The organism is Pseudomonas sp. NFR09 (assembly GCF_900111535.1).
Classification (GTDB): Bacteria; Pseudomonadota; Gammaproteobacteria; order Pseudomonadales; family Pseudomonadaceae; genus Aquipseudomonas; species Aquipseudomonas extremorientalis.
Genome location: NZ_FOIH01000002.1, coordinates 282,320 through 299,301, shown reverse-complemented (window position 1 = coordinate 299,301; position 16,982 = coordinate 282,320). Strand labels below are relative to the sequence as shown.

At 62.2% G+C, this 16,982-nt stretch carries 19 protein-coding genes; 15 read left to right on the top strand and 4 right to left on the bottom strand.

Translation table 11 applies throughout. The features are described from left to right. Positions 1 to 48: 48 nt before the first annotated feature. Together BMX59_RS05280 and rph are read right to left on the bottom strand one after the other, a co-directional pair. Positions 49 to 420: a DUF4870 domain-containing protein gene (locus tag BMX59_RS05280; RefSeq protein ID WP_071488075.1), complete on the bottom strand. Its 372-nt coding sequence runs from the start codon at positions 418 to 420 to the stop codon at positions 49 to 51. A gap of 22 nt (positions 421 to 442) precedes the next feature. Continuing rightward, positions 443 to 1,165, bottom strand: coding sequence for a ribonuclease PH (gene rph / locus BMX59_RS05275; RefSeq protein WP_016975928.1), 723 nt, complete (start codon positions 1,163 to 1,165; stop codon positions 443 to 445). Between the two features lie 185 nt (positions 1,166 to 1,350). On the opposite strand from rph, the gene BMX59_RS05270 reads away from it, so the two are divergent. The 6 genes from BMX59_RS05270 (at position 1,351) to BMX59_RS05245 (ending at position 6,645) form a co-directional block, all read left to right on the top strand. Then, positions 1,351 to 2,214, top strand: a complete 864-nt coding sequence (locus BMX59_RS05270) for a YicC/YloC family endoribonuclease (protein ID WP_093120383.1) — start codon at positions 1,351 to 1,353, stop codon at positions 2,212 to 2,214. A 10-nt stretch (positions 2,215 to 2,224) separates the two neighbouring features. Continuing rightward, positions 2,225 to 2,845 carry a guanylate kinase gene (gene gmk, locus BMX59_RS05265; RefSeq protein WP_003213284.1) on the top strand — a complete coding sequence of 207 codons (621 nt, stop codon included), beginning with the start codon at positions 2,225 to 2,227 and terminating at the stop codon, positions 2,843 to 2,845. Between the two features lie 167 nt (positions 2,846 to 3,012). After that, positions 3,013 to 3,276 (top strand): DNA-directed RNA polymerase subunit omega, encoded by a 264-nt coding sequence (gene rpoZ, locus BMX59_RS05260; RefSeq protein WP_003176920.1) that lies wholly within the window; start codon positions 3,013 to 3,015, stop codon positions 3,274 to 3,276. A 60-nt stretch (positions 3,277 to 3,336) separates the two neighbouring features. Then, on the top strand, positions 3,337 to 5,442 hold the full coding sequence (gene spoT, locus BMX59_RS05255) for a bifunctional GTP diphosphokinase/guanosine-3',5'-bis pyrophosphate 3'-pyrophosphohydrolase (RefSeq protein WP_058424246.1): 2,106 nt from the start codon (positions 3,337 to 3,339) through the stop codon (positions 5,440 to 5,442). Positions 5,443 to 5,464: 22 nt separating this feature from the next. Then, positions 5,465 to 5,845 (top strand): RidA family protein, encoded by a 381-nt coding sequence (locus BMX59_RS05250; protein ID WP_003176922.1) that lies wholly within the window; start codon positions 5,465 to 5,467, stop codon positions 5,843 to 5,845. A gap of 56 nt (positions 5,846 to 5,901) precedes the next feature. Then, positions 5,902 to 6,645, top strand: coding sequence for a hypothetical protein (locus BMX59_RS05245; protein WP_093120380.1), 744 nt, complete (start codon positions 5,902 to 5,904; stop codon positions 6,643 to 6,645). Positions 6,646 to 6,745: 100 nt separating this feature from the next. Here BMX59_RS05245 and BMX59_RS05240 read toward each other — a convergent pair whose 3' ends face one another. Then, on the bottom strand, positions 6,746 to 7,597 hold the full coding sequence (locus BMX59_RS05240; RefSeq protein ID WP_092241666.1) for an SDR family oxidoreductase: 852 nt from the start codon (positions 7,595 to 7,597) through the stop codon (positions 6,746 to 6,748). Positions 7,598 to 7,783: 186 nt separating this feature from the next. Between BMX59_RS05240 and exbB the strand changes: the two genes are divergently transcribed. The 9 genes from exbB (at position 7,784) to BMX59_RS05195 (ending at position 16,442) form a co-directional block, all read left to right on the top strand. Then, entirely contained in the window at positions 7,784 to 8,764 is a 981-nt protein-coding gene (gene exbB, locus BMX59_RS05235) for a tonB-system energizer ExbB (RefSeq protein ID WP_092241664.1), read from the top strand. Positions 8,765 to 8,770: 6 nt separating this feature from the next. Further along, positions 8,771 to 9,196, top strand: coding sequence for a TonB system transport protein ExbD (exbD, locus tag BMX59_RS05230; RefSeq protein WP_003195519.1), 426 nt, complete (start codon positions 8,771 to 8,773; stop codon positions 9,194 to 9,196). Further along, complete coding sequence (locus tag BMX59_RS05225) at positions 9,193 to 9,942, top strand: TonB family protein (protein ID WP_071488079.1); 750 nt, start codon at positions 9,193 to 9,195, stop codon at positions 9,940 to 9,942. Before exbD ends, BMX59_RS05225 begins: the two co-directional genes overlap by 4 nt. A gap of 182 nt (positions 9,943 to 10,124) precedes the next feature. Continuing rightward, positions 10,125 to 10,469, top strand: coding sequence for a cupredoxin domain-containing protein (locus BMX59_RS05220; RefSeq protein ID WP_071488080.1), 345 nt, complete (start codon positions 10,125 to 10,127; stop codon positions 10,467 to 10,469). 3 nt (positions 10,470 to 10,472) lie between these two features. Continuing rightward, entirely contained in the window at positions 10,473 to 11,315 is an 843-nt protein-coding gene (locus BMX59_RS05215; RefSeq protein ID WP_093120375.1) for an FTR1 family iron permease, read from the top strand. Further along, complete coding sequence (locus tag BMX59_RS05210; RefSeq protein WP_071488082.1) at positions 11,312 to 11,842, top strand: iron transporter; 531 nt, start codon at positions 11,312 to 11,314, stop codon at positions 11,840 to 11,842. Before BMX59_RS05215 ends, BMX59_RS05210 begins: the two co-directional genes overlap by 4 nt. Before the next feature lie 117 nt (positions 11,843 to 11,959). Further along, positions 11,960 to 12,880, top strand: a complete 921-nt coding sequence (locus BMX59_RS05205; RefSeq protein WP_016975936.1) for a hydrogen peroxide-inducible genes activator — start codon at positions 11,960 to 11,962, stop codon at positions 12,878 to 12,880. Between the two features lie 8 nt (positions 12,881 to 12,888). Further along, positions 12,889 to 14,964, top strand: coding sequence for an ATP-dependent DNA helicase RecG (gene recG / locus BMX59_RS05200; RefSeq protein ID WP_093120897.1), 2,076 nt, complete (start codon positions 12,889 to 12,891; stop codon positions 14,962 to 14,964). A gap of 77 nt (positions 14,965 to 15,041) precedes the next feature. Beyond that, a complete protein-coding gene (locus BMX59_RS05195; RefSeq protein WP_092241659.1) occupies positions 15,042 to 16,442 on the top strand; it encodes an aminoacyl-tRNA deacylase and HDOD domain-containing protein in 1,401 nt (466 codons plus the stop codon). A gap of 101 nt (positions 16,443 to 16,543) precedes the next feature. Here BMX59_RS05195 and BMX59_RS05190 read toward each other — a convergent pair whose 3' ends face one another. Continuing rightward, positions 16,544 to 16,918, bottom strand: coding sequence for a hypothetical protein (locus tag BMX59_RS05190; RefSeq protein WP_003195530.1), 375 nt, complete (start codon positions 16,916 to 16,918; stop codon positions 16,544 to 16,546). Between the last annotated feature and the right edge of the window lie 64 nt (positions 16,919 to 16,982).

Below are 16,982 nucleotides of genomic sequence, written 5' to 3'. Positions count from 1 at the left end.
CAGGCACAAAAAAACCGACATCGCTGTCGGTTTTTTTGTGCCTGTTCACTATTTGATCACTCGCCAGGTCAAGGGGTAGCGGTAAGCGATCCCCTTGTTGGCCTTGATGCTACCAATGATGGTCAGCACCACCGTGGCGATTGCCAGGGCAACCATCAGGAAAAAACCGATCACTGCGAAGGCCAGCACAATGCAAGCGATCCAGGCGATGGCGACGGTGATCTGGAAGTTCAGGGCTTCCTTGCCCTGATCATCAATGAACGGGTCCACTTCTTTCTTCATCTGCCACAGGATCAGTGGCCCCACGACGCTGCCGAAGGGGAACACGAAACCCAGAAACGCCGCGAGATGGCACAACATTGCGCCCTGGCGCACTTCGTAGGAAGGCGTCGGCACAGGCATTTGGCTGCTGTCATTCATGGCGCTTCTCCTTGAGGCGGGCTCAGTCAGCCAGGGCGGCGTTCTGCAGTTCGAAGATCTCTGTCATGCCTTTCTGGGCCAGGGCCAGCATCGCGTTCAATTCAGCCGGCTGGAATGGGGCGCCTTCGGCGGTGCCTTGCACTTCGATGAAACCACCGGTGCTGGTCATCACCACGTTCAGGTCGGTCTCGGCGGCCGAGTCTTCCAGGTAGTCCAGGTCCAGCACTGGCTCGCCCTGGTACATGCCCACCGAAACAGCGGCGATCATTTGCTTGAGCGGGTCACCGCCCTTGAGGCCGCCACGCTTCTTGATCACTTTCAGCGCGTCAACCAGGGCCACCATGGCACCGGTGATGGAGGCAGTGCGCGTACCGCCGTCAGCCTGGATCACATCGCAGTCGACGTACAGGGTCACGTCGCCCAGCTTGGACATGTCCAGGGCGGCGCGCAGTGAACGGCCGATCAGGCGCTGGATTTCCAGGGTGCGGCCGCCTTGCTTGCCACGGCTGGCTTCACGCTGATTACGCTCGCCGGTGGCGCGCGGCAGCATGCCGTACTCGGCGGTCAGCCAGCCCTGGCCCTGGCCTTTAAGGAAGCGCGGCACGCCGTTTTCGACGCTGACGGTGCAGATCACCTTGGTATCGCCAAACTCGACCAGTACGGATCCCTCGGCGTGTTTGGTGTAGTTGCGGGTGATGCGGATCGAGCGGAGCTGATCGGCAGCGCGACCACTTGGACGTTTCATAGGGAACACCTGTACTGAGGACGAAAAACTGCCGAGCATTATAGAGCCGCGAGCCGATTCGGGGCACTGCTAAAAAATCCAGTTACGAATGCCCGGGTTTGGGCGCACTCGCCCCACTGCGCTACAATCCTGCGCCTTCCCAATCATCAGCCCGCATTTAAAGGGCTGCAACGCGAGGTACCTCCATGGTGCACAGCATGACCGCCTTTGCCCGCGTCGAAAAAGCCGGCGCACAAGGCACCCTGAGCTGGGAATTGCGCTCGGTCAACAGCCGCTACCTGGAGCCGCATCTGCGTCTGCCGGAATCGTTCCGCGACCTCGAAGGCGCTGTGCGTGAAGCGCTGCGCCAGGGCATTTCCCGCGGCAAGCTGGAATGCACCCTGCGCTTTACCGAAGAAACCACCGGCAAGCCGCTGCAGGTTGACCGCGACCGCGCCGCGCAATTGGTCGCCGCCGCCGAAACCATCGCCGGTCTGATCAAGCAGCCGGCCGCGCTCAACCCCCTGGAAGTGCTGGCCTGGCCCGGCGTGCTGGTGGCCGACGCCACCGACCCGCAGGCGCTCAACGCCGAAGCCCTCGCCCTGTTCAATCAGGGTTTGAAGGAGCTCAAGGCCGGCCGCGAGCGTGAAGGCGCCGAGTTGGCCCGCCTGATCAGCGAGCGCCTGACCTCGATCGAAGAAGACGTGGTCACCCTGCGCGAGTTGGTCCCGCAGATGCTTGCCACCCAGCGCCAGAAGGTCCTCGACCGCTTCACCGACATGAAGGCCGATCTCGACCCGGTGCGCCTGGAGCAGGAAATGGTGCTGCTGGCGCAGAAGAGCGATGTGGCCGAAGAACTGGACCGCCTGAGCACCCACATCCTCGAAGTACGCCGCGTGCTCAAGTCCGGCGGCGCCGCCGGTCGGCGCCTGGACTTCCTGATGCAGGAACTCAACCGCGAAGCCAATACACTGGGCTCCAAGGCTTTCGATCCGCGCAGCACCACGGCTGCGGTCAACCTCAAGGTGTTGATCGAGCAGATGCGCGAACAAGTACAGAATATTGAGTAAGGCAACCTCCATGACCCACAGCACCGGCACCCTTTACATCATTTCCGCGCCTTCTGGCGCAGGCAAGAGCAGCCTGGTCAAGGCCCTGACCGACGCTGACGAGCAGATCCGCATCTCGGTCTCCCACACCACCCGCGCCATGCGCCCGGGCGAGGTGAACGGCGTGCACTATCACTTCGTCGAGCGCACCGAGTTCGTCAAGATGATCGAACACGGCGACTTCCTGGAGCGCGCCGAAGTGTTCGGCAACCTCTATGGCACTTCGCAAAGCCACTTGCAGCAGACCCTGGACGAAGGCCACGACCTGATCCTGGAAATCGACTGGCAGGGTGCCGAACAAGTGCGCCAACTGATGCCCAAGGCGCGTTCGATCTTTATCCTGCCGCCGTCGCTTGAAGCCTTGCATCAGCGCCTGACCAACCGCGGCCAGGATAGCGACGAGATCATCGAAGGCCGCATGCGTGAAGCCGTCAGCGAAATGAGCCACTACGTCGACTACGACTACCTGATCATCAACGACGATTTTGCCCACGCGCTGGACGACTTGAAGGCGATTTTCCGCGCCAATCAGCTCCAGCAAAAGCGTCAGCAACAGCGTTTCGGCAAATTACTCGCCGAACTGCTCGGTTGATTGGCTCTTCCCAAAACCGCTGCAAGGGCTTTACATTGGCGCTTGTAGCGGTTTTGCGAGGGCCTGCGAAAAATCAGCGCTTCCCTAAACGCTGGTGATTTTTTAAACTGTTTAGTCCGCTCGCCCAACCGGGCAGCGCGCATCTTGCATTCGCTCCGAGGAATACCATGGCCCGCGTAACCGTTGAAGACTGCCTAGAACACGTGGATAACCGCTTTGAGCTGGTCATGCTCTCTACCAAGCGTGCCCGTCAACTGGCCACTGGCGGCAAAGAGCCCCTGGTCCAGTGGGAAAACGACAAGCCTACCGTTGTGGCCCTGCGTGAAATCGCCGAAGGCCTGATGAGCTACGAGTTCATCGCCAACGCTGAAATCGTTGAAGACGAACCGCTGTTTGCAGCGTTCGAGGACGAGTCCAACGAGGCCGTCTAAGCCTATGCCTGGTCGACGTAGCACGGCGCGGGGTCACAGCCAACGGCAGGAGTTCACACTTTGCCGAGCATAGACGCCCTCGCCGATCGCTTATCGGCCTACCTCGGCCCAGACCAGGTCAACCTGGTCCGCCGAGCGTATTTCTACGCCGAACAAGCCCACGACGGCCAACGCCGCCGTAGCGGCGAGGCGTATGTCACCCATCCCCTTGCGGTGGCAAACATTCTTGCCGACATGCACATGGACCATCAGAGCCTGATGGCCGCGATGCTGCATGACGTGATCGAAGACACCGGCATCGCCAAGGAAGCGCTCAGCGCGCAATTCGGCGAAACCGTGGCCGAACTGGTCGACGGGGTCAGCAAACTGACCCAGATGAACTTCGAGACCAAGGCCGAGGCCCAGGCGGAAAACTTCCAGAAGATGGCCATGGCCATGGCCCGCGATATTCGCGTGATCCTGGTCAAACTGGCCGACCGGCTGCACAACATGCGCACGCTGGAAGTGCTGTCCGGCGAAAAACGCCGGCGCATTGCCAAGGAAACCCTGGAAATCTACGCGCCCATCGCCAACCGGTTGGGCATGCACGCCATACGTATCGAGTTCGAAGACCTCGGCTTCAAGGCCATGCACCCGATGCGTTCGGCGCGCATCTACCAGGCAGTCAAGCGCGCCCGGGGCAACCGCAAGGAAATCGTCAACAAGATCGAAGAGTCGCTGAGCCATTGCCTGGCAATCGATGAGATCGAAGGCGAGGTCAGCGGCCGGCAAAAGCATATCTACGGCATCTACAAGAAGATGCGCGGCAAGCGCCGGGCCTTCAACGAAATCATGGACGTGTACGCGTTCCGGATCATCGTCGACAAGGTCGACACCTGCTACCGCGTGCTGGGCGCTGTACATAATTTGTACAAACCCCTGCCGGGCCGTTTCAAGGATTACATCGCGATTCCCAAGGCCAACGGCTATCAGTCGCTGCATACCACGCTGTTTGGCATGCACGGGGTGCCGATCGAGATCCAGATCCGCACACGCGAAATGGAAGAGATGGCCAACAACGGCATCGCCGCCCACTGGCTGTACAAGTCCAGCGGCGACGAGCAGCCCAAGGGCACTCACGCCCGCGCCCGCCAATGGGTCAAAGGCGTGCTGGAAATGCAGCAACGCGCCGGCAACTCCCTCGAATTTATCGAAAGCGTGAAGATCGACCTGTTCCCGGACGAGGTCTACGTGTTCACGCCCAAAGGCCGGATCATGGAGCTGCCCAAGGGCTCCACGGCGGTCGACTTTGCCTATGCGGTGCACACCGATGTGGGCAACAGCTGCATCGCCTGCCGGATCAATCGTCGTCTCGCACCGCTGTCCGAACCGCTGCAAAGTGGCTCCACGGTCGAGATCGTCAGCGCCCCGGGCGCACGCCCGAACCCGGCGTGGCTCAACTTCGTGGTCACCGGCAAGGCGCGCACGCACATCCGTCACGCGCTGAAATTGCAGCGCCGCTCCGAGTCCATCAGCCTGGGCGAACGCCTGCTGAACAAGGTGCTCAACGGTTTCGACAGCGCCCTCGACAAGATCCCGCAGGAACGCGTGCAAGCGATGCTCCACGAGTACCGCCAGGAAACCATCGAGGACCTGCTGGAAGATATCGGCCTGGGCAACCGCATGGCCTATGTAGTCGCCCGCCGCCTGCTCGGCGAAGGCGAACAGTTGCCAAGCCCGGAAGGCCCGCTGGCGATTCGCGGCACCGAAGGCCTGGTGCTCAGCTACGCCAAGTGCTGCACGCCGATCCCGGGCGACCCGATTGTCGGCCACTTGTCCGCAGGCAAAGGCATGGTGGTGCACCTGGACAACTGCCGCAACATCACCGAAATCCGCCACAACCCGGAAAAATGCATCCAGCTCTCGTGGGCCAAGGATGTCACCGGCGAATTCAACGTCGAGTTGCGGGTGGAGCTGGAACACCAGCGCGGCCTGATCGCCCTGCTCGCCAGCAGCGTCAACGCAGCCGACGGCAATATCGAAAAAATCAGCATGGACGAGCGCGATGGCCGCATCAGCGTGGTCCAGTTGGTGGTCAGCGTACACGACCGCGTGCACCTGGCCCGCGTGATCAAGAAACTGCGTGCCTTGACCGGTGTGATCCGCATCACTCGCATGCGCGCCTAACCCACATTACAAGGAGTCATTCATGACCAAGACCGTTATCACCAGCGATAAAGCCCCTGCCGCCATCGGCACTTACTCCCAGGCGATCAAGGCGGGCAACACCGTCTACATGTCCGGCCAGATCCCGCTGGACCCGAAGACCATGGAACTGGTGGAAGGCTTCGAAGCACAGACCGTACAGGTCTTCGAAAACCTCAAGTCGGTGGCTGAAGCAGCCGGTGGTTCGTTCAAGGACATCGTCAAGCTGAACATCTTCCTCACCGACCTGAGCCACTTCGCCAAGGTCAACGAGATCATGGGCAAGTACTTCGAACAGCCGTATCCAGCCCGCGCCGCCATCGGCGTTGCCGCCCTGCCAAAGGGTGCGCAGGTCGAGATGGACGCGATCCTGGTCATCGAGTAAAACACCCGGCGCAGCCCCCACAGGCTGCGCCGACTTCGTTTCAGAAGGATTTCATGATGCGCAAAGCGCTTGTAGCCTCATCAATGCTCGCCCTGTTGCTCGGCGGCTGTGCCAGTAACCCTGCCGACAGGGATGTGAGCGGCACCTGGATCAACCAGGTCGCCATCGATGCGGCAGCCAAGGGCGGCCCTTTGCGTGAAGCCCTGCAGAGCTATGGCCCGAACCTCGAGTGGGAGGTCAATACCAAGGCTTCACAGGCCCGCTACTACAACGGTTTTGAAGTAGCGGAAGGCAAGTTGCTGGGTGAACAGTCCGGCGCGTGGAGCGTGGATTTCTACGGCAGCTCCGCCACCGAACTCAAGCGCAAAGGCAAGCAACTGCTGCAAGTGGCCAACGACAACGAGCCCGAACAGCTGTTTGCCCGCGCCAAAGACCCGGCCCCGGAAGGTGCACCTTTGGGTGCCAACTTCGAGCGAGCGCTGTACGGAGCCTACCTGGGCGGCGACTGGAAGATCAGCGACGGCTTCGGCAGCGGCGCCATCGTGCAGTTCCAGGCTGACGGCAAGGTCGCCGGCCTGCCCAATGTGGACCGGTATTCGCTGTGCCTGGCCGGTGATTGCGCCTCAATGAGCGGTGGCTACGACAGCATCTGGCTGCAGCTCAACGGCCAGGGCAACCCGTGGATCTTTACCCGCAAAGGCAAACAGCTGGAAATCTTCCAGGCGATCAACACCGCGCAGGCGGATGAAGTGCCCTCGTTCACACCAGGCCCACGCCAATGGCTGCTTGAAAAGCAATAAGCAACCAAACATGATCCAAATGTGGGAGGGGGCTTGCCACCGATGGCGGCGCATCAGCCACTACAACGGTGTCTGACACACTGCTATCGGGTTTTGAGTTTCAGCCTTTGAGAATTGCTGCGTAGCCTTCGCGGAAGGTCGGGTAAGTCGGCGTCCAACCCAACGCCTTCACCCGAGCATTGCTGCACTGCTTGCTGCCCGCTCGCCGCACACTCGCATCCTCAGCCCACTCAGTCACACCCAGGTATTCGTGCAACCAGCCCACCACTTCGGCCAGTGGAGCAGGTGCATCGTCGACACCGATGTAGACCTTGTCCAGCGAGCCGCCCTCTTCCACATGGCGCAACAAAAAGGCGAGTAGCCCCGCCGCGTCGTCCGCATGAATGCGATTGCCATATAAAGGTGGATCGATTGCCACGCGATAGCCTTGGCGAACCTGGGTCAGCAGCCGTTCGCGACCAGGACCATAGATGCCGGTAAGCCGCACGACACTCGCCGGGATGCCGCTATTGAGCGCCACTTGCTCGGCTTCCAGCATCACCTGCCCGGAATATCCTTTCGATTGAGTCTCCGACGTTTCGTCGACCCACTCGCCATTCTGCTGCCCGTAGACGCTGCTGCTGGATACGAACAGCAGGTGTTTGGGTTCCTGGCCGTAGTCACTCAGCCACTCCAGCACATGTTTCAGCCCTTCTACATAAGCGGCGCGGTAGCCCGCCTCGTCGTGATCCGTCGCAGCCGCGCAGTACACCAGGTAATCCACCCCACCAATCGGCCAGGTGTCGGGGCAATCCTTTTTGAACAGGTCACCGGCAATGCCGATCACGCCGTCGGGAAGCCGCGAAATATCACGGCGCAGGCCATATACCTCCCATTCCGAGGCAAGCAATTGGCTGGCCAGCCGGCTCCCCACATCGCCACATCCGGCAATCACAACAGAAGGCGCTGACATCACAAAACTCCGCACAGAAAGGTCTAGGTTAGCCTTCGCAGATGACAGACGGCCAGAAAAAGCACAAATAAAGTTACTGTATTACTTCTGTTAACAAGAATTACTTGCAATAATAACCACCCATTTGTCCTCGACCCCTGGGTCTGGAAGGACGATCACTCATTTTTTTACTCAGGTCCGGCCAGCATGACACGTAATACAACCCCCGCTTCGCCAACCAAGCTTCACAGCCCATCCCGCGCCTGGCGCGCGATTGCTGCGCTGCTGTTCAGCGTACTGCTGGCACCGACCGCCGCCTTCGCTGATGCCACCGCACCAGCCACCCCCGCGGCTGCCGAGCACAACACCGCGGCACCGGCAGCACCTGCCGCAGCACCCGCTGCCACCGACCCGGCCCAGGCCGCTGACCCTGCCGCCGCCGACGACACCGGCGTAGTGCTGGAAGAAGACAACACCCTGGGCATGGCCCACGACCTGTCGCCCTGGGGCATGTATCAGAACGCTGACGTGGTGGTAAAAGCCGTGATGATCGGCCTGGCCATCGCCTCGATCATCACCTGGACCATCTGGATCGCCAAAGGCTTCGAGCTGCTGGGCGCCAAGCGTCGTCTGCGCACCGAAATCGTCCACCTGAAAAAGGCCACCACCCTCAAGGAAGCCAGCGAAAGCGCGACCAAGAAAGGCACCCTGGCCAACACCCTGGTGCACGACGCGCTGGAAGAAATGCGCCTGTCGGCCAACACCCGCGAAAAAGAAGGCATCAAGGAACGTGTGGCCTTCCGCCTGGAGCGCCTGGTGGCAGCCTGCGGTCGTAACATGAGCAGCGGCACCGGCGTGCTGGCGACCATCGGTTCCACCGCGCCCTTCGTCGGTTTGTTCGGTACCGTGTGGGGCATCATGAACAGCTTCATCGGCATCGCCAAAACCCAGACCACCAACCTCGCCGTCGTTGCCCCAGGCATCGCCGAAGCCCTGCTGGCCACCGCCCTGGGCCTGGTTGCCGCGATTCCTGCGGTGGTGATCTACAACGTCTTTGCCCGTTCGATTGCCGGCTACAAGGCCCAGGTATCGGACGCGTCGGCGGAAGTCCTGCTGCTGGTCAGCCGCGACCTCGATCACCTGCCTACCGAGCGCAGCTCGCAACCGCACATGGTGAAAGTGGGGTAATCGGCCATGGGCCTGCATTTGAATCAAGGCGACGACGAACTCGTCGAGAACCACGAAATCAACGTCACGCCGTTTATCGACGTGATGCTGGTGCTGCTGATCATCTTCATGGTGGCGGCACCGCTGGCCACCGTGGACATCAAGGTCGACCTGCCCGCGTCCAGCGCCAAGCCAGCGCCACGGCCGGAGAAACCGATCTTCCTCAGCGTCAAGGCGGACCAACGCCTGTTCCTGGGTGAAGAAGAAGTCAAGGCTGAAACCCTGGGGCCGGTGCTCGACGCCAAGACCCAGGGCAAGAAGGACACGACGATCTTCTTCCAGGCTGACAAAGGCGTGGACTACGGCGACCTGATGAGCGTGATGGATGCCCTGCGGGCAGCCGGCTACCTCAAGGTAGGCCTGGTCGGACTCGAGACGGCAGCCAAGAAATGATCACGACGCGCCACAAACTGACGCGTTATGGCACCAGCCTCGCCGTCGTACTGGGCGTGCATGCCATCGCGATCGCTATCGCGCTTCACTGGTCGGCGCCGCGCACGGTGCAGTTGCCACCGGCTGCCATGGTCATCGACCTGGCACCGATGCCAGCCCCACCGCCGCCGGCACCGCCCAAGGTGGTCACGCCGCCGCAACCGCCTGCACCGGTGGAAGAGCTGCCCCTGCCGAAACTGGCCGAGGCACCCAAGCCGACGATCCAGGTGCCCAAGCCGGTCAAGCCCAAGCCCAAACCGCAGCCGCCCAAGCCGGTGGAGAAGAAAATCGAGCCGCCCAAGGAGAAACCTTCCGAGGATCCGCCGAGCGACGCTCCGCCGACCCAGGCACCGGCTGAAAAATCAGCCCAGCCCGTTCCTGGCCCATCGCCGCAACAGATCGCCGCCAAAGCGTCCTGGGAAGGCACCCTGCTGGCTCACCTGCAGAAGTACAAGAAGTACCCGCCAGGTGCCCAGGCACGTGGCAAGGAAGGCCTCAACCGCCTGAAGTTCGTGGTGGATGCCGAGGGTAACGTGCTGTCCTACGAGTTGGTGGGCCGCTCCGGCAACGCCGACCTGGACCGCGCCACGCTGGACATGATCCGGCGTGCCCAGCCGCTGCCCAAGCCGCCGGCAGACATGCTCAAGGGTGGCAGTATCGAGATCGTTGCACCGTTCGTGTACAACATCGAGAAACGTCGTCGCTGAGCCGCTCCCAATGGGCACCCTCGGGTGCCCATTGCATTTCCCCTCCCCCGTATTTCAAGCCTTGCAGACCCGCAAGCTGAACCGTGACTGAATGTGAAACCAATGTCATGGTTCTTCACTTGTAACACTTCAATACACCACCAATCATGCGCGAACAATTCTCATTTGAGAGGCCTTTCGCCATGTCCTGCCCTCCCCGCCTGACGCTTGCCCTGCTCGCAATCGCTGGCGCCCCCTGCGCAGCCCATGCGGATCAACTGGTCAGCCTGACCGTGCAGAACCACACCTTCACGCCGGCCAGCTTCACCGTGCCGGCCGGCGAGCGCTTTCGCATCCAGCTCACCAATAACGACGACACCGTCGACGAATTTGAAAGCTACGACATGAAGTTCGAAAAGATCGTCGTGCCCGGCAACACTATTACCGTCTTCGCCGGCCCTATGCATCCAGGCACCTACAGCTTTTTCGACGACTACCATCCCGACCAGGCCAAAGGCACCGTCACCGTCGTCGCGGCCAAGGAGTAAGTCATGCTGGCCTGTCTGCTGATCGTGTTTCGTGAAGTGCTGGAAGCCGGCATCGTCATCGGTATCGTCATGGCCGCCACCCAGGGGCTGGCGCGGCGCAGTACCTACATCATCGGCGGCATCGCTGCCGGTGTTGGCGGCGCGGCGATCCTCGCGCTGTTCACCGGCGCCATCACCCAGGCCCTGGACGGTTTCGGCCAGGAAATCTTCAACGCCGCCATCCTTATCGTCGCGGTGTGCATGCTCGGCTGGCACAACCTGTGGATGAGCAGCCATGGCCGCGAACTCGCCACTCAACTGCGCGAAAGCGGCGCCGCGGTGCAACGCGGCGAGAAGACCCTGTGGGCACTGGCCATCGTGATCACCGTTGCCGTGTTGCGCGAAGGCTCGGAAATCGTGCTGTTCCTGTATGGCATCGCTGCATCCACCCACACCGAACCCCTGACGATGCTCATCGGCGGCATGCTCGGGATTGCCGGCGGCGGCGTGCTGTCGTGGCTGCTGTATCGCGGGCTGGTGGTGATCAGCCTCAAGCGTCTGTTCTCGGTCACCACGTGGATGATCGCCGTACTCGCGGCGGGAATGGCCGACCGCGCCGCCGCGATCCTGGCCGGTATCAACCTGATCCCGGCCTGGGGCTACGAGTTGTGGGACACCTCCTGGCTGGTGTCCGACGCAAGCCTCACCGGTCGGGCGCTGCAAGCGCTGACCGGCTACACCGACCGCCCCCTGGGCGTTCAACTGTTTGCCTGGGTGACCACCCTTACCCTGTTGGTACTGGGTAGCCGCCTTGTGCAGTCGCGCACCACTCAATCGTCGTCACCCACCCTGGAGCGTCACCCATGAAACACCTGCACAAACCTGTGGCCGCTGCATTGGTCCTGACCAGCACCCTGGCTTTTTCTGCCTTCAGCCAAGCCCGTGAATACCCCATCGGCGGCCCGGTCCAGACCCACGACATGGAAATCGCCTCCTCGTACCTCACCGGAATCGAGATGGCGCCAATGCCACCGGGCATGGTCATGGACAAGGACTCGGTGCACCTTGAAACCGATGTGCATGCCACCGCTGACAACAAGTACGGACTGTCCAACGGTGAATGGGTACCTTACCTGAGCATCTCCTATTCCCTGGTCAAGGAAGGCGCTCCGGACTACAAGCAAATCGGCACGCTCCTGCCGATGGTCGCCAAAGACGGCGCCCACTATGCGAACAACGTGAAGATGGACGGCCCAGGCACCTATACCGTGGTGCTGCGCTACGAGAGCCCGCAGATCAATGGTTTCTTCCACCACGTCGACAAAGAAACCGGCGTACCCGAGTGGTGGGGTCCTTTCACCGAGACCTTCACCTTCAAATACCCGCAGAAATAACCGGCAAAACACCTGCGGCACCCGATTAGCCGGTGTCGCAAACCCCATCGTGTCTGATAACGTGCGTCTATCGATTGCAGCCGGTATGCTTGGCCCGCAACCTCATGGACGCCCGCTATGACTCTTACAGAATTGCGCTACATCGTTACCCTCGCCCAAGAGCAGCACTTCGGCCACGCGGCCGAGCGTTGCCATGTCAGCCAACCGACGCTGTCGGTGGGCGTGAAAAAGCTTGAAGACGAACTCGGTGTGCTGATTTTCGAGCGCAGCAAGAGCGCCGTGCGCCTCACACCGGTGGGCGAAGGCATTGTGGCCCAGGCCCAGAAGGTACTTGAGCAGGCGCAGAGCATTCGCGAACTGGCCCAGGCCGGCAAGAACCAGCTGACCGCGCCGCTCAAGGTCGGCGCCATCTACACCGTCGGGCCTTACCTGTTCCCGCACCTGATCCCGCAACTGCACCGCGTCGCGCCGCAGATGCCGCTGTATATCGAAGAAAACTTCACCCACGTGCTGCGCGACAAACTGCGCAACGGCGAGCTGGACGCTATCATCATTGCCCTGCCGTTCAATGAAGCCGACGTGCTGACCCTGCCGCTCTACGACGAGCCGTTCTACGTGCTCATGCCGGCCTCGCACCCGTGGACACAGAAAGACACCATCGACGCTGGCCTGCTCAACGACAAGAGCTTGCTGCTGCTCGGCGAAGGCCACTGCTTCCGCGACCAGGTCCTGGAAGCCTGCCCGACCCTGACCAAGGGCAATGACGGCGCCAAGCACACCACCGTGGAATCCAGCTCCCTGGAAACCATCCGTCACATGGTCGCGTCCGGCCTGGGCATTTCGATCCTGCCGCTGTCGGCGGTGGACAGCCATCACTACGCCCCCGGCGTGATCGAAGTGCGCCCACTCACGCCGCCGGTGCCGTTCCGCACCGTGGCGATCGCCTGGCGCGCCAGCTTCCCACGGCCCAAAGCGATTGAGATCCTCGCCGACTCGATCCGCCTGTGTTCGGTCGCCAAGCCGACTGCCGCGAGCTAAGCCAGGGTATGACTGAGCTGTCGCAGGTGTCGGTGACGGCACTCAAGGGTGTCGGTGAAGCCATGGCCGAGAAGCTGGCCAAGGTGGGCCTGGAGAACCTCCAGGACGTGCTGTTCCACCTGCCCCTGCGCTATCAGGACCGCACCCGCGTAGTGCCCATCGGCCAGTTGCGCCCCGGGCAGGACGCAGTGGTCGAAGGCACCGTCAGCGGTGCCGATGTGGTGATGGGCAAGCGCCGCAGTCTGGTCGTACGCCTGCAGGATGGCACTGGCGGCCTGAGCCTGCGCTTCTACCATTTCAGCAACGCGCAGAAGGAAGGCCTCAAGCGCGGCACCCGCGTGCGCTGCTACGGCGAAGCGCGACCCGGCGCATCCGGCCTTGAGATCTATCACCCGGAATACCGCGCCATTACCGGTGACGAACCGCCGCCGGTCGACACCACGCTCACGCCGATCTACCCACTCACCGAAGGCCTGACCCAGCAACGCCTGCGCCAACTGTGCATGCAGACGCTGACCATGCTCGGCCCGAAAAGCCTGCCTGATTGGCTGCCCCAGGAACTGGCCCGCGACTATCAACTGGCGCCGCTGGACGATGCGATCCGCTACCTGCATCACCCACCCGCCGACGCCGATGTCGACGAACTCGCGCTCGGTCATCACTGGGCCCAGCATCGCCTGGCCTTCGAAGAACTGCTGACCCATCAACTGTCCCAGCAACGCCTGCGCGAGAGCATGCGCTCCCTGCGTGCACCGGCAATGCCCAAGGCCACGCGCTTGCCTGCGCAGTACCTGGCCAACCTGGGTTTTGCGCCGACCGGTGCCCAGCAACGCGTCGGCAATGAAATCGCCTATGACCTGAGCCAGCAGGAGCCCATGCTGCGGCTGATCCAGGGCGATGTGGGCGCAGGCAAGACCGTGGTCGCCGCCCTCGCCGCCCTGCAAGCGCTGGAGGCCGGCTACCAGGTGGCGCTGATGGCGCCCACCGAGATCCTCGCCGAGCAGCATTTCATCACGTTCAAGCGCTGGCTCGAACCGCTGGGCCTGGAAGTGGCGTGGCTGGCCGGCAAGCTCAAGGGCAAGAACCGCGCGGCGGCACTGGAACAGATTGCCGGCGGCGCACCGATGGTGGTGGGCACCCACGCGCTGTTCCAGGACGACGTGCAGTTCAAGAACCTGGCCCTGGTAATCATCGACGAACAGCACCGCTTCGGCGTGCAACAGCGCCTGGCGCTGCGCCAGAAAGGCGTCGGCGGGCGGATGAACCCGCACCAGTTGATCATGACCGCCACACCGATCCCGCGCACCCTGGCCATGAGCGCCTACGCCGACCTCGACACCTCGATCCTCGACGAACTGCCGCCTGGCCGTACGCCGGTCAACACCGTGCTGGTCACCGACACCCGGCGTGTGGAAGTGATCGAACGCGTACGCAGCGCCTGTGCCGAAGGGCGCCAGGCGTACTGGGTATGCACGCTGATCGAAGAGTCCGAAGAGCTGACCTGCCAGGCCGCCGAAACCACCTATGAAGACCTCACCAGCGCCTTGGGCGAACTCAAGGTCGGCCTGATCCACGGGCGCATGAAGCCGGCTGAAAAAGCCGCAGTCATGGCCGAATTCAAAGCTGGCAACCTGCAACTGTTGGTGGCCACTACCGTGATCGAAGTCGGCGTGGACGTGCCCAACGCCAGCCTGATGATCATCGAAAACCCCGAGCGCCTGGGCCTGGCGCAACTCCACCAGTTGCGTGGCCGGGTGGGCCGGGGCAGCGCCGCCAGCCATTGCGTGCTGCTCTACCACCCGCCGCTGTCGCAGATCGGTCGCCAGCGCCTGGGCATCATGCGCGAAACCAACGACGGGTTTGTCATCGCCGAAAAGGACCTGGAACTGCGCGGTCCCGGCGAAATGCTCGGCACGCGCCAGACCGGCCTGCTGCAATTCAAGGTCGCCGACCTGATGCGCGACGCCGACTTGCTGCCTGCCGTGCGCGATGCCGCACAGGCACTGCTGGAGCGCTGGCCGGACCACGTCAGCCCGCTGCTCAATCGCTGGCTCAGGCACGGGCAGCAATACGGCCAAGTGTGACGCCTGACGCACTTAAGCGACCAACAGTTGTATCAAGCTGGTTATACTTCGGTGACTGTAAGAAATTGGATCAGGCCATGTCAGAAGTTGCCCTCGCCACAGCCCCACTGACCGCCCCGCCGGTCATTCGGGCTCTGCTCGCAAAACTCGCCATCCCCTACACGGAAGTCGCCGACCTCCCGGGCCTGAATCCTGCGCAGAAGGTCCAGGCAGTGCTGCTGGAAGATGCGGTAGGCGCCCTGATGGTGCTGTTCCCGCAGAACCAGTTGCTCGACCTCAACCGCCTCGCCGAACTCACCGGCCGCCGCCTGACCGCTGTATCGCCGGATCGCGTCAAGCGCATGCTCGACAAACATGACCTGAGCCTGTTGCCAGGTTTGCCACCCCTTACCAGCTCGCCCTGCCTGTACGAAGGCAGCCTGCTCGACGAGCCGAGCCTGCTGGTGCATTCGGGTGAAGCAGGCCTGTTGCTGGAGATTCCCAGCGACGCCTTCAAGACGATGCTCACCAAGGCCAGCGCCGGCCACTTCGGCGAGCCGTTGAGCAATATCCGCCCCAACCTCGACCGCCCCAACGATGACCGCGAGGAAATCACCCAGGCAATGCAGGCGTTCACCGCCCGCCGTATCCAGCAGCGCCTGGAAGCGACCATCGAGATTCCGCCCCTGGCCGACACCGCGCAGAAGATCATCAAGCTGCGCGTCGACCCAAACGCCACCATCGACGACATTACCGGCGTGGTCGAGACCGACCCGGCCCTGGCCGCCCAAGTGGTGAGCTGGGCCGCGTCGCCGTACTACGCCTCGCCGGGCAAGATTCGTTCAGTGGAAGACGCCATCGTGCGTGTGCTGGGCTTCGACCTGGTGATCAACCTGGCGCTGGGCCTGGCCCTGGGCAAGACCCTGAGCCTGCCCAAGGACCACCCGCACCAGTCGACGCCGTACTGGCACCAGTCGATCTACACCGCCGCCGTGATCGAAGGCCTGACCCGCGCCATGCCCCGCGCACAGCGTCCGGAAGCCGGCCTCACCTACCTTGCCGGCCTGCTGCACAACTTCGGTTATCTGCTGCTGGCCCACGTGTTCCCGCCGCACTTCTCGCTGATCTGCCGTCACCTGGAGGTCAACCCGCACCTGTGCCACAGCTATGTCGAGCAACATCTGCTGGGCATCAGCCGCGAGCAGATCGGTGCCTGGCTGATGCGCTACTGGGACATGCCGGACGAACTGTCCACCGCCCTGCGCTTCCAGCACGACCCGACCTACGACGGGCAATACGCCGAGTACCCGAACCTGGTGAGCCTGGCGGTGCGTTTGTTGCGTAGCCGCGGGATCGGTTCCGGGCCGGATGAAGCGATTCCGGATGCGCTGCTGGAGCGCCTGGGCTTGAGCCGTGACAAGGCTGAAGAAGTGGTGGGTAAAGTGCTGGATGCTGAAGTGCTGTTGCGCGAACTGGCGTCACAGTTCAGCCAGGGCTGAATCGATCGCCTGTCAGACCGCTATCGGGGGCAAGCCCCCTCCCACACTTGAAATGCATGCCCATGTGGGAGGGGGCTTGCCCCCGATGAATCCACCACGCTCTATTTCTTTTTCTTCGGCTTCAAGTACTTGGTCAACCCCTGGAACCAGATCACCAGCGCCGGGTTGCCCTTGATCTGGATCGACTTGTCCTGGATCCCCGTCATGAACGCCAGCTGCTTGTTCTTCGCCTGCATCGTGGCGAAGCCATAGGCGGCGTCTTTGAACGCGATGGCAAACGCCGGCGCCGGGTGAACACCCGAGCGGCTGGTGATGCGCTGGTCTTTGACGATGAAGTGACGGGCAACCTTGCCGTCGAGGGTCTGCAACTGGAACGCCAGGTCTTTATCGCCCAACTGTTGCTGGAAGGCAGGATTGGTGCGGCTGGCTTTGCCCATCATCAGGCCCAGCACCCACAGGAGAAGACGGAATTTCATGCACACGGCCTCGGTGTAATTATTGAGTGGCCGCAGCAGTTTAACGATTTGCAAAAAGAACGCC

Coding starts and splice junctions, on each gene's coding strand:
- BMX59_RS05280 (WP_071488075.1), bottom strand. CDS start 420: ATGAATGACAGCAGCCAAATGCCTGTGCCGACGCCTTCCTACGAAGTG.
- rph (WP_016975928.1), bottom strand. CDS start 1,165: ATGAAACGTCCAAGTGGTCGCGCTGCCGATCAGCTCCGCTCGATCCGC.
- BMX59_RS05270 (WP_093120383.1), top strand. CDS start 1,351: ATGGTGCACAGCATGACCGCCTTTGCCCGCGTCGAAAAAGCCGGCGCA.
- gmk (WP_003213284.1), top strand. CDS start 2,225: ATGACCCACAGCACCGGCACCCTTTACATCATTTCCGCGCCTTCTGGC.
- rpoZ (WP_003176920.1), top strand. CDS start 3,013: ATGGCCCGCGTAACCGTTGAAGACTGCCTAGAACACGTGGATAACCGC.
- BMX59_RS05250 (WP_003176922.1), top strand. CDS start 5,465: ATGACCAAGACCGTTATCACCAGCGATAAAGCCCCTGCCGCCATCGGC.
- BMX59_RS05245 (WP_093120380.1), top strand. CDS start 5,902: ATGCGCAAAGCGCTTGTAGCCTCATCAATGCTCGCCCTGTTGCTCGGC.
- BMX59_RS05240 (WP_092241666.1), bottom strand. CDS start 7,597: ATGTCAGCGCCTTCTGTTGTGATTGCCGGATGTGGCGATGTGGGGAGC.
- exbB (WP_092241664.1), top strand. CDS start 7,784: ATGACACGTAATACAACCCCCGCTTCGCCAACCAAGCTTCACAGCCCA.
- exbD (WP_003195519.1), top strand. CDS start 8,771: ATGGGCCTGCATTTGAATCAAGGCGACGACGAACTCGTCGAGAACCAC.
- BMX59_RS05225 (WP_071488079.1), top strand. CDS start 9,193: ATGATCACGACGCGCCACAAACTGACGCGTTATGGCACCAGCCTCGCC.
- BMX59_RS05220 (WP_071488080.1), top strand. CDS start 10,125: ATGTCCTGCCCTCCCCGCCTGACGCTTGCCCTGCTCGCAATCGCTGGC.
- BMX59_RS05215 (WP_093120375.1), top strand. CDS start 10,473: ATGCTGGCCTGTCTGCTGATCGTGTTTCGTGAAGTGCTGGAAGCCGGC.
- BMX59_RS05210 (WP_071488082.1), top strand. CDS start 11,312: ATGAAACACCTGCACAAACCTGTGGCCGCTGCATTGGTCCTGACCAGC.
- BMX59_RS05205 (WP_016975936.1), top strand. CDS start 11,960: ATGACTCTTACAGAATTGCGCTACATCGTTACCCTCGCCCAAGAGCAG.
- recG (WP_093120897.1), top strand. CDS start 12,889: ATGACTGAGCTGTCGCAGGTGTCGGTGACGGCACTCAAGGGTGTCGGT.
- BMX59_RS05195 (WP_092241659.1), top strand. CDS start 15,042: ATGTCAGAAGTTGCCCTCGCCACAGCCCCACTGACCGCCCCGCCGGTC.
- BMX59_RS05190 (WP_003195530.1), bottom strand. CDS start 16,918: ATGAAATTCCGTCTTCTCCTGTGGGTGCTGGGCCTGATGATGGGCAAA.